This window comes from Litoreibacter roseus (genome assembly GCF_009811795.1).
Taxonomy (GTDB): Bacteria; Pseudomonadota; Alphaproteobacteria; order Rhodobacterales; family Rhodobacteraceae; genus Litoreibacter; species Litoreibacter roseus.
In genome coordinates, this window is record NZ_BLJE01000001.1 from 126,259 (window position 1) to 138,070 (window position 11,812).

Genomic DNA, 11,812 nt, shown 5'->3' on the forward strand with positions numbered 1-11,812 from the left:
CGATTCCGACCTCGCGAAAGCTGCGCGATGAGACTGTTGGAAGGATGCGATGTGACCAAGATAAAAGCCGCTGTTTGCCGAACCTTCGGCGCGCCGCTCACCGTGGAAGAGGTCGACCTGCGTGCGCCGCAGGATGACGAGGTTGAGGTCACCCTGAGCGCTTGCGCCATCTGTCATTCGGACCTGTCCTACATGGATGGCGGTTGGGGTGGTACATTGCCCGCTGTTTACGGTCATGAGGCTGCGGGAACGATCACAGCGCAGGGAAGCGGCGTGCGCGGCTACAGCGCGGGCGATCGCGTTCTTGTCACGTTGATCCGGTCCTGTGGCCACTGTCCATCTTGTTCTGACGCGCGCGGTGTTCAATGCTCGACCCCCTACGACAAATCGACGGGCCCGCTCGCCATGTCCGATGGGGGCACGTTGGAACACGGGCTGGCCTGTGGCGCGTTTGCGGAGAAAGTTGTCGTTCACCACAGCCAGATTGTGAAAATCCCTGAAACCATGCCGATGGATGCGGCCAGTCTTTTGTCCTGCGGGGTCATCACTGGGCTAGGTGCTGTTGTGAACACAGCCCGTATCCGCCCCGGTCAAACTGTGGTCGTCATCGGGGCTGGTGGGGTTGGACTGAATGCGATCCAGGGTGCGGACATTTCGGGCGCTGCCCGCATTATCGCAATGGATTTACTGCCGGAAAAGCTTGAGGACGCGAAAGATTTTGGCGCGACAGACACTATTTTGGCAGATGCCCCGAAGCCGTGGAAGGAGGTATCTTCCATAACCGACGGGCGTATGGCGGATGCGGTTTTTGTGACAGTGGGCGCGCTGCCCGCTTATGATCTGGCGCTGCGTCTGCTGGCCCCACACGGCGATGCTTACATCGTTGGATTGCCACATTCCGGGCAGATGAGCGAATACGAACCGGTCGTCTTAGGCGCGCTTGGACAGGGCCTGAAGGGGTCCAAGATGGGTGACGTGGTGCTCAGGCGTGACATTCCGTGGATGGTCGATCTCTATCAGCAAGGGCGGCTGAAGCTGGATGAATTGATATCGGGTAGATGGTCTCTTGATCAGATCAATGAGGCGATTGCGGATACTAGGACCGGGGCTGCACGTCGCAATGTGATCGTCTTCGAATGAAACTCCGCGAGCTTGAGATATTCGTCACCGCGCCCCCCGCACCCGGCTGGGGCGGTCGATATTGGATCCTCGTCCGCCTGACAACAAATGACGGCATCACCGGCATTGGGGAGGTTTACGCCGCATCCACAGGGCCGGACGCCATGCGTGCGGTTATCTCTGACGTGTTTGCGCGCCACTTCGAGGGGGAGACACCAGAAAACATCGAACGGCTTTATCGTCGGGTTTATTCGTCTGGGTTCACGCAGCGCCCGGACCTCACTGTGATGGGCGCATTTTCGGGGCTCGAAATGGCGTGCTGGGATATTCTGGGCAAGGCGCGGGATCGCCCGGTTTGGGCCCTGCTTGGCGGCAAGATGAACGAGCGCGTGCGGGCCTATACCTATCTCTATCCTTTGCCTCATCATGATATGACCGATTTCTGGACGGCGCCTGACTTGGCTGCTGAAGCTGCGCTGGATGCGGTGAACCGTGGCTACACGGCTGTGAAGTTCGATCCGGCGGGGCCCTATACGATGCGGGGCGGTCACCAACCGGCCATGTCAGACATCAGCCGATCGGTCGCCTTTTGCAAAGCGATCCGGGACGCCGTCGGGGACAAAGCGGACCTTTTGTTTGGGACCCACGGTCAGTTCACAACGTCCGGTGCGATACGTTTGGGGCAAGCGCTCGAACCCTATGCGCCGCTGTGGTTTGAAGAGCCGATCCCGCCCGACAACCTTCTGGAATTTGCGCGGGTCGCTGACGCTGTACGGATACCAGTTGCAACGGGTGAACGGTTGGTTGGGAAATCGGAATTTGCGACCGTGCTGAAATCGGGTGGCGCCAAGATCCTGCAGCCTGCATTGGGACGTGTCGGCGGTATCTGGGAGGCAAAGAAAATCGCGGCAGTTGCCGAGGTGTTCAATGCAGAAATGGCACCGCATCTTTATGCAGGACCGGTCGAATGGGCGGCAAACATCCACTTTGCGACTTCAATTCCCAATCTGTTGATGGCTGAGACGATCGAGACACAGTTTCATACGGATCTCATCTCGGGCGCACTTAAGGTAGAGGGTGGCTATGTTACGCCACCGGATACCCCGGGGCTGGGGATTGAGTTGGATGAGGTGGTCATCGCCGAGAACCCTTATGACGGCGACAGGCTTCATCTGGAAATGCAGGACGCGCCCTGTGACTATCAGAATGGGAACAGTTTTGCTGGCGGCGCCCCGCCTGAGATCGACTAGCAGGCGCTAGCGTGCGTTTTCGTGGGCAAGCCTTTGGCGCGCGACGACTTCGTTGTGATCGGTGCGCTTTTGGTCGGTTAGGCTGGCTTCGACGTAGCTTAGATGCGCTTCAATGGCTTCGCGCGTACCCTCCGGGTCCCGGCGCATGAGGCAATCCCGAATGTTTCGATGTTGATCCAGTAGCATGTCGCGGGTGGTGCGTTGTTTGAACATAACGCGGCGATTATAGAACACGCCCTCACGCAGCATCTGAAACATTGCGCGCATCATATGCAGCATTATGACGTTGTGACTGGCCTCAATGATGGCGAGGTGAAATTCAGCATCAAGTTGAGCTTCCTCGGTTGGGTCTCTTTTCGAGTGAGCCGTTTCCATCTTGCGAAAAATCGTATCGATGACCTTCAGATCAGTATCGGAGGCATGGCGCGCGGCGCGCTCGCCTGCCAGCCCTTCCATATCCCTGCGAAAAGAAACGTAGTCGAACACGGCTTCATCATGGGCTGCGAAGAGTTGCACCAATGCGTCCGAAAACGCGGCTCCCAATACGTCAGCCACATAGATGCCCGCGCCCGCCTTCGTCGCCAATAGTCCCCGGGTCTGCAGATCCGCGACCGCCTCCCGCAAGGATGGGCGTGAGACGCCCATCTTTTCCGACAGTTCGCGTTCTGACGGAAGACGCTCGCCCGGGCGCAAAATGCCCCGCAGGATCAGAAGCTCAATCTGCTGAACAACGGATTGTGACAGCTTTTCTGCTGCAATCTTTTCGAAAGGCATCGCGAAACTCCGGAATTGGCTATAACTTATGACCAATTGAAGGTCGGGCAAAGCGAAATCCGTAGCTCTGACCTGCGGGTCAGTATTGGAGGTTTCGAAATGCGCGGTCTTCTCGTTTTGCTTTTGCTGGCAAGCCCGGCGCTCGCCGACCAAGCTGTTATTGAAGATGCAAGCGCGCGTAAATCCGGCGACAGTTGGAGCTTCAGCGTCACGATCAGCCACCCCGATACGGGCTGGGATCACTACGCCGACGGGTGGTCGGTGAACGCGCCTGATGGAACTGAGTTGGGTTACCGCGTTCTGGCGCACCCCCATGAGAACGAGCAACCATTTACCCGATCTCTGGGTGGTGTGGTGGTACCAGAGGGTGTCACACAAGTGATCATCCGCGCCCATGACAGCGTGCATGGTTGGTCTGACGAGACCTACACGCTCGACTTACCCTAGATATGCCTCCCTATGGACCATTCCAAAACGTAGTGCATCACTGTAGGATCATTTGGAAGACGATGCCTGACAGGACCGCCCCAGAGACCCCGAGGCTGAGGTAGAGCGCGAATACACCCTTTTTCACCAGTGACCATACGGCTGCCATCGCGGGGATCGAGCTGACGGAGCCCGCGATCATGAACGACATGGCGGCGCCATCGCTCATGCCCTGTTCGATAAAACCGGCCAGCAGGGGGGGCGCGACATAGCCGTTGAGGTAAGCGGGCATGCCCACAAGCGCGGCGGTGACAATCGGTCCGATGCCTTCGCCGCCGACAACACCCGCGATCAGGTCAGCAGGTACGTAATGGACCAAGAGCGCCTCAAGCGTATAGGCCAGTGCGAGCCATTTGATCAGGAAAAGTGCATTTTCTCTAAACGATGTTCGGAAGATCTCCCGGCGCGGTGCATCGGTCCACATCGTCCAGACAGGCCGACCGGAAACGGGCGAGGGTCCGCATCCGCAGACACTTGTCGTGTAGCTGCGCAGGGGATCGGTAATGAACCCGCGTGATGCTACGAACTTCACTGCGAAGCCACCAAAAAGGCCCAGAGCAACGGCGGAGATGGCTTTGGCTAAGGCGAAGGGCCATCCGAGTGCTGCCGCGGTAATCAAAAGCGTGGGTGGGTCGATCAAAGGGGACGAAAGCCAGAATGCCATGACAGCAGAGAGCGGCGCGCCCAAGGCTAGAAGTCCTGCGATAAAGGGGATGACCTCGCACGAACAGAACGGCGCGAGACCGCCAAGAAGGGCCGCAAGAAAGATCATGCGCGTTTCCCGACCTTTGAAGGCTTCCGCGATCATGGCCTCTGCGCCCGCTGCTTTCAGATAGGCAATCGTTACAACTGCAAAGACGATGAATGGCAGCGTGTTCAGGAAGGCACGAATGGAGAAGTCGACCACAGTGCCAACCATGTCAGGATCGAAAATAGCAACAAGGACAGGGACCGCGACAACGACGGTCCAAGGGGATTTCAGAGAATTGAGCCATATGCGCCAATGTCGTCTTGGGCTTTGTGTGAGGTCAGCCATTGTTCGCTGCCTTCCGAGCCACGTCCGCGCAGCATTCCTGCAGGATGAAATCCGATAGCGCTTCCAGTGCGGCGTAGTCTGCTCGGTTCAGTGTGGTTCGTCCGACCCGCTCTTGTTTTACCAAACCCGATCCAACCAGAAATTTCAGGTGATGCGCCAATGTCGTCGGTGCGATATCCGTACGAGACTGAAGATCGCTGACCGCGAGGCCATCTTCGCCCGCACGAATAAGGACGCGCAGAACTTTCAGACGCTGCTCCGATCCCATGGCTGCGAAACCTTGTGCTGCTTCTTCCCAGATCATTTTCACGCCTCAAAAGAATCTATTAAACTAGTTATATAGTTTTATCTGATTAAGGTAAAGTAGCAGTATGAAGAGGTCAGTCTGTGGGCTTAGGCTCGGCCTTCTCGCAGCCAAGCGCCGATGGTGAGCAAGGCTGCGATGGCCAGAAACAGCCAGGCCGAGATCAATGGCGTGATAGTGACAGATGTTGTCAGGTAGGCATTGCGTGGAGTCAGACCTATCCAGTTGCGGCCCGCTGCGTTGCGCCCCTCCCCAACCAGACGAAGGTTTGGAATGCCCTCCTCAAGCCGCAGGATGCCGCCACGCGTGGCCTCTACAAATGGGGCAAGCTTTTCACCGGACGCGATGGTTTCGATGAATTCCCGTGGCGCTGATGGTCCCAAAGCAATCACGGCGTTTTCCTCGCCTTCCGCCAAGCGGTAAAGTCCTGGCTCTGGCCCTTCGAATTCGGCGACATAGCGACCTGGCTGGGCTTCATCCAGTTGAAGCTCTGTCTCGGTTCCATCCGGTGCGGTTATCTTAACGCTGCCGATCTCTTCCGACAGTGTTCGACGTGTGATTGTCATCGTCTGGCCCTCGGCGGTCGCCGTCAAGGCTTCCTCCTCAAGGTCGGGTTCCTTCATCATCCAATGGGCAAGACGACGCAACAATTCCAGCTGAGGCCCGCCGCCTTCAAATCCCCGGTGCCACAGCCACGCATGGTCCGATGCCAGCAATGCGACGCGGCCTTCACCGACCCGGTCCAGTGTCAGAAGGGGTTTATCTTCTATTCCCGTCATCACTGTTTGGCCCGCGTTCTCCTCAACTTCGATCTGACGCATCCAGCGCCCCCATCCGGGAACGCCATCTTCAGCTTCACGTGGTGCCAAATCCGCCAGACCTTCGGTCACCGGATGGCGCGCGCCAAGTTCTGAGATTTCCGGCACGAAACCTTCTTCGATTACACGGGCGGTCGGTTGGGCGGGAATTATTTCGCCCAAAGCCGATCTGTAGATGCTGTCGGCACTCGCAAAATCAGGGCCAGCCGCCACCAAGACAGCCCCACCGTTTTCCACGTAATCTCGGATCGAGTCGAAGTAGAGACCCGGAAGAATTCCCCGGCGCTTATACCTGTCGAAAATGATCAAATCGAACTCATCGACCTTTTCCATAAATAGCTCACGGGTCGGAAACGCGATAAGTGACAGCTCCGAAACCGGGACGCCGTCCTGCTTTTCAGGCGGCCTGAGGATGGTGAAGTGCACCAGATCCACGGCTGCGTCAGACTTTAGCAGATTGCGCCATGTCCGTTCGCCGGCATGCGGCTCTCCGGATACCAGCAAAACACGCAAGCGATCGCGGACGCCATTGATCTGAACAACAGCGGCGTTGTTTCGATCCGTAAGTTCGCTATCGGTCGCGGCGACCTCAAACTGGAGAACATTCATACCGCCATGGGGCAAGGTTACCGGCAGTTCCAGATCTTCACCGATAGGCACTTGGAATTGCAGAGGGTCGCCGCCATCGACAGTGATCGTCAGTTCCGCGCGCTCCGGGATATCTTCAGGCACGGCGCCCTGATCTTCGATGTGAAGCGTCAGCGTTATCTCTTCGCCAAGGATTGCAAACGCGGGCGCATTGCGAACGATAAGGCGGCGATCCCAATCCGTATCGCGCCCCGTTAGAAGCGTATGAAACGGCGCATTGATTTCCGGCGCGCGGATCGTGTCATGAAGCTGGCCGTCCGTCACCATAATCGTCCCTGCGATCCGGGAGGCCGGTTCTTCGGACAAAACATCGCTCAGCGCGGTCATTAACTCGGTGCCGGCATCACCTGTGCCGTCAGGCACCGTGATCGTGCGAAGTTCCATACCCTGATCGGCAACAGATTGAATAAGATCTTCTACTGCTTCGGTGGCCTGGCTTGCCCGGTCGGATAGATCCTGGCTCGCGCTTTCGTCAACGACCATGACAACAATATCGCTCAGCTCATCGCGTTCTTCGCTTTGAAGCGACGGGTTTGCCAAGGCAAGCAGAAGGCACAGGCCCGCGAGCCCACGTAGCCACCATCCGGAGAGGCCGCGCCAGAGGGATAGTATGACCAGAAGTGCTACAAAAATTCCGATCGCTGCAATCGCAAACCAAGGGATAAGGGGATCGAAAATGACATCCGTCATATCAGTTCCCCAGACGATCAAGCAGGGCAGGAACATGAACCTGATCGGATTTGTAGTTGCCCGTCAGGACATGCATCACCAGATTGACGCCGAAACGGACAGCCATTTCCCGCTGCCGCTCACCTCCGTAACCGCGCCCTACGGGGTAAAGGGGCTGTCCACGTTCATCGCGGGCCCACGCGCTGGCCCAGTCATTTCCGCCAATCAGAACGGGTGTCACACCATCATTCAGATCGCGAAACGGTAGACCGTCGATCTGCTCGGCATTCGCAGGGGCGGCTTCTACCCAGACGTCGCGGCTGTCGTGGCGTCCGGGAAAGTCCTGTAGCAAGTAAAATGTCCGGGTCAGAACGTGATCCGCCGGAATGGGTTCAAGCGCTGGGATATCCAAAGGAGCCGCCAGTTGGCGCAATTTTCGCCCGGCCGGCGTGGCGGTTCCAAACCCACCGATATTTGCATCCCGCGTATCAAAGACGATCATGCCGCCGGTGCGCAGATACCGGTTGAGCCGCGCGTACGCGTCTGTTGAAGGGGTGGCCTGACCCTCAGTGACAGGCCAGTAGATCAGTGGAAAAAATGACAGTTCGTCGGTTTCGAGGTCCACCGCAACCGGCTCAATTGGTTCAACGGAGGTGCGCAGGAACAGGCTGCGCGACAGACCACGCAACCCTTCGAAGGACACGCGGTCGACGGCTGCGTCCCCAGTTTGGACATATGCCAACACGACATCACTGGTCGCCTGCAACGCCAACTCATCACCAGCGCTGGTGTCTTGCGCCTCGACGGTTGCAGGCACCAGTACGATTGCTGCCAGCAAGACTGCTGCGGCTTGGCGCGGCCCGCGCAATCGCCCGCCGACGAGAAGCGATGCCAGAATATCGATCATCAGCAATGTAAGCGCGGCCATCAGGAATGCCCCCTTAAGTGGCGTTTCTTCTGCAATTGATATGCCTTCGACACTGACGGTGTCAGGCCAGGTTGCCGCTTGCAGGACGGTGTCATCATTGATCACGTTCAAAGCCACGCGCCGGTCGTTGCCTTCGTAGAGCCCGGGCGGCAAGTCAGCGCCCAGAACCGGCTCTGCCAGCCGTTCACCGGCGACACCTGGCAACGTATCCGCCCTGCGGACTTCGCCGAAAGGGTCGATCACCTCTTCAATGGTCCATGTCGTCCCGGACAGATCCTCGGCGTCGAGTTGCGTTGGTCTGGTCGAAATTGCGAGCCGCTCCAGCATCTGAACGAAGAGACCCGAGAGCGGTAGCGTCGACCACTCCGCATTCGCGGTGACATGGAACAGAACGACCTGTCCTTGTCCCAAATCGGATCGGGTTACCAGTGGCGTTCCATCTGCCAAACTCGCGATTGTGCGATCCGCAAGAATGGGATCGGGTTCTGCAACAACCTGACTGCTGACAACGACATCGCCGGGAATGCTCAGGCCGAAAAACGGGCTATCCCGTGAGAACGCACGGAGGGTCTTGGGTTCGCCCCAACTCATCGCGCCACCGACAGAGCGTCCACCGGCCCGCAGCCGAATGGGAAGCAACGGGTCATCGTCTAGTAAATCGACCGCAGCTGTGCGCGGACCCGCAAACCGGACCAGCATCCCACCACTTTCCGCCCATTCTGCAATGGCTTCTCGCTCGCCATCGCTGAGTGTCGCCACATCTGCCAATATCAAAACGTCCGGGCTCGCCAAGAGCATATCATCCAAGGCGCCATCAATGAGGTCGGCGCTTGGGACCAGTGCTCTGCGCAGATAGAAAAGAGGTGAGAGCAAATCCTGTGCCTCTTGGTCATTGCGGCTGGCCAAGAGCGCCACCTTGCGCCGCTTCAAGCTGTCATCGGTCAGAGAGGTCGCGCCAGCGGACCGGGTTCCATCGATTTCAAACCGCCTGACCCGGTTACGCAACTCTGTCGGTAGATCTAGCTGGACCTCAAGTTCTGCAGCACCTGGTTCGAACGACGCAACAGCGCGTGCAAGCTCACGCTCAACACCGTTGGGGTCGGGTCCATATGCAACCACACCATAATCACGGGCGCCGGTGTCCGGACTTCTGATGGCGGTGACAGTGACGAGACTGTCTTCAAAGCGGGCCGGGCGCAACGCAACTACGGGACGCTGCCCCTGAATTACAGAAACAGCACCGCGATTTTCCAGCGCTTCAATAAGATCAGTGCGGCCCTCCCGTTCCAGCCCATCCGAGAACCAGATTGTTTCGAAGCCAATTTCACCAAGGCGGGTCGACCATTCTTGAACTGATGCGGTGTCTGGTTGCCACGCGCGGGGTTGAAGGCTCGGCAAGCCGGCGAGAACCGTATCTGCGGTTTGGAACACCAGATCGCCTGCAGGTAGGTCGGTAAGTGTCACGATCGCTGCGGGACGTCCCTGTCGTCCGGCATCTGCAATCAATTGCTCTACCCGCTCGATCCGGGACGGCCAATCGGCTGCACTTGCCCAGCTGCCGTCCATCACAATCAGCAGTGGTCCACGGCCATCACCGGCCTCTTTCGGATTTAGAACTGGACCGGCGAACCCAACAATCAGGGCCGCTACAGCGAGCATTCGCAACAGCAACAGCCACCACGGGGTTGTCACTGTTTGGCTTTCGTCGTCCTTCAAACCCAGCAACAGCGCGACGCCGGGGAACCGTCTGCGGATCGGAGCGGGCGGCACAGCGCGCAAGAGCCACCAAAGGATCGGCAGCGCAATCAGCGCGACAAGCAAAAGCGGCGCGGTAAAGCCAAGGGAGGAGAGACCGAACACCTAAGCCCCCCGATCCAGCGCTTGATACAGCCAAAGCATTGCACTGGCAGCGGGCGTCGATGTGTGATGGCAGTGATATTGCCATCCGGTATGGCGGGCTAGGGATTTCAGTGCTGCCTTGCGGGCCGCGAGGCGATCAAGATAGGCGTCCTTCAAGGCGCGGGCTTTCAACGTCTCGAACCTGACCGCGCCAGACATGCTTTCGAACACCGTGCGACCATCGAAAGGGAATGCCTCTTCGTCCGGGTCAAGCACCTGAACCAGCGCACCCTTGACGCCCCGATCGGTTGCGCTGGTCAACGCTTTTGAAACAGGGTCGAGATCCCCCAGAAAGTCAGACACGAAGATAGCCCGAGATCCGGCAGGCAGAACCCTTGCATTCGGCGTGCCGTAGTCGGCAGTCCCAGCGGCAGCCATCAGATGTGTGGCGATCCGGCCAAGCTGTCCTTCGCCCCGGCGTGGGGGCGTGCCACGATTTGCCAGTCCAAAGCGCTCCCCGCCCTTGTTGAGCAAGACGCAGAGAGCGAGTGCAAGGACGCGAGCCCGGTGGCCCTTCGTGGGCCGGTCGTCGCCGCCGGTGAATGTCATTGACAGGGCGTCGTCCACCCAAAGCATCACGGATTGCGCGGCCTGCCATTCTTTCTGTCGCACGAAATGGGCGTCGCTGCGGGCAGACCGTCGCCAGTCTATGTCCCGCAAACCGTCGCCTCGTTCTGCGGGACGGTATTGCCAAAACTCATCGCCCGTCCCCGCACGCCTGCGACCGTGATCGCCCAGAAGGATCGTCGCGGCCAGATGCTCTGCTTCCGCCAAAAGGGCAGGGTAGGCGCTGGCATGGGTTTCGGCGCGATGCCTGAGACCCGCAGGACTGGTGGCCGGGTCTTGGTTCACGCGGCGGCTTTCCGGGTGGATGTAGCTTCAACCACCTCGGCGATCACGTCTTTCAGTTTACGGCCTTCGGCCCGGGCCGCGAAAGACAGGGCCATGCGGTGGATCAGTACCGGCTCTGCCATGGCAATGACGTCATCATGAGACGGCACAAGCCGTCCATCCAGAAGAGCGCGCGCGCGGACCGTCAGCATCAGGGCCTGCGCAGCTCGTGGGCCTGGACCCCAAGACACGGTTTCCCGAATGACTGGGTGCGCTTCTTCCTCGTCGGGACGACAGGCACGCACCAAGTCAAGAATTTGCTCAACGATCGCGTCGCCAACTGGCATCTGGCGAACAAGATCCTGGGCTTTGATAAGTTCTGCGGCTGTGAAGACCTGATGGGACAAGGTCGTGTCGATGCCAGTCGTGGCGAGTAGAATATCTCGCTCGGTCTGGCGGTCCGGATAGGCGACTTCAATCTGAATGAGGAACCGGTCAAGTTGAGCTTCAGGAAGGGGGTATGTGCCCTCTTGCTCAATCGGGTTTTGCGTTGCGAGAACGTGGAAGGGCGCGGGCAGCGCGTGCGGTTTGCCCGCCACTGTGACGGATTTCTCCTGCATCGCCTGAAGAAGGGCTGACTGCGTTCGCGGCGAGGCGCGGTTGATCTCGTCCGCCATCAAGAGTTGCGCAAAAATTGGACCTTCGATGTAGCGAAACTGCCGTGCGCCGTCTTCACCCGTATCAAGGACCTCAGACCCCAGAATATCTGCAGGCATAAGGTCCGGTGTGAACTGGACCCGGTTGGAGGCCAGTCCCATGACGGTAGACAAGGTGTCGACCAGAAGCGTTTTGCCCAGACCCGGAAGGCCCATGAGCAGCGCATGGCCGCCGGAAAGCATCGCCGTCAAGGCAAGGTCCACGACCTCTTGCTGACCGACGATGGTCTGCCCGATGCTGGTCCGTGCCCCGCCAAGCTTTGCGCCGAGCGCTTCAATTTCTTCGACGAGGTCGTGCGCATCCGCCATGACAATCCTTTCCGTCTCGCTATAT

The 11,812-nt window shown here is 58.7% G+C and carries 10 protein-coding genes; 3 read left to right on the forward strand and 7 right to left on the reverse strand.

The annotated features are described in order from the left end of the window. Window positions 1-51: 51 nt before the first annotated feature. On the forward strand, window positions 52-1,140 hold the full coding sequence (locus KIN_RS00610; RefSeq protein ID WP_159804033.1) for a Zn-dependent alcohol dehydrogenase: 1,089 nt from the start codon (window positions 52-54) through the stop codon (window positions 1,138-1,140). Further along, window positions 1,137-2,369: a mandelate racemase/muconate lactonizing enzyme family protein gene (locus tag KIN_RS00615; protein WP_159804034.1), complete on the forward strand. Its 1,233-nt coding sequence runs from the start codon at window positions 1,137-1,139 to the stop codon at window positions 2,367-2,369. The genes KIN_RS00610 and KIN_RS00615 overlap by 4 nt, the downstream gene beginning before the upstream one ends. Before the next feature lie 6 nt (window positions 2,370-2,375). Here KIN_RS00615 and KIN_RS00620 read toward each other — a convergent pair whose 3' ends face one another. After that, complete coding sequence (locus KIN_RS00620; RefSeq protein ID WP_159804035.1) at window positions 2,376-3,143, reverse strand: FCD domain-containing protein; 768 nt, start codon at window positions 3,141-3,143, stop codon at window positions 2,376-2,378. 99 nt (window positions 3,144-3,242) lie between these two features. On the opposite strand from KIN_RS00620, the gene KIN_RS00625 reads away from it, so the two are divergent. Then, window positions 3,243-3,590 carry a hypothetical protein gene (locus tag KIN_RS00625; RefSeq protein WP_159804036.1) on the forward strand — a complete coding sequence of 116 codons (348 nt, stop codon included), beginning with the start codon at window positions 3,243-3,245 and terminating at the stop codon, window positions 3,588-3,590. A gap of 37 nt (window positions 3,591-3,627) precedes the next feature. Here the strand turns inward: KIN_RS00625 and KIN_RS00630 are convergent, their stop codons facing one another. From KIN_RS00630 to KIN_RS00655, 6 genes are all read right to left on the reverse strand, one after another. Continuing rightward, entirely contained in the window at window positions 3,628-4,665 is a 1,038-nt protein-coding gene (locus tag KIN_RS00630; protein ID WP_159804037.1) for a permease, read from the reverse strand. After that, window positions 4,658-4,969 (reverse strand): ArsR/SmtB family transcription factor, encoded by a 312-nt coding sequence (locus tag KIN_RS00635; RefSeq protein WP_159804038.1) that lies wholly within the window; start codon window positions 4,967-4,969, stop codon window positions 4,658-4,660. Before KIN_RS00635 ends, KIN_RS00630 begins: the two co-directional genes overlap by 8 nt. 89 nt (window positions 4,970-5,058) lie before the next feature. Continuing rightward, on the reverse strand, window positions 5,059-7,125 hold the full coding sequence (locus KIN_RS00640; protein WP_159804039.1) for a hypothetical protein: 2,067 nt from the start codon (window positions 7,123-7,125) through the stop codon (window positions 5,059-5,061). A 1-nt stretch (window position 7,126) separates the two neighbouring features. Beyond that, complete coding sequence (locus tag KIN_RS00645; RefSeq protein WP_159804040.1) at window positions 7,127-9,892, reverse strand: DUF4159 domain-containing protein; 2,766 nt, start codon at window positions 9,890-9,892, stop codon at window positions 7,127-7,129. Next, window positions 9,893-10,783 (reverse strand): DUF58 domain-containing protein, encoded by an 891-nt coding sequence (locus KIN_RS00650; RefSeq protein WP_159804041.1) that lies wholly within the window; start codon window positions 10,781-10,783, stop codon window positions 9,893-9,895. After that, window positions 10,780-11,787, reverse strand: coding sequence for an AAA family ATPase (locus tag KIN_RS00655; RefSeq protein WP_159804042.1), 1,008 nt, complete (start codon window positions 11,785-11,787; stop codon window positions 10,780-10,782). The genes KIN_RS00650 and KIN_RS00655 overlap by 4 nt, the downstream gene beginning before the upstream one ends. Window positions 11,788-11,812: the final 25 nt, after the last annotated feature.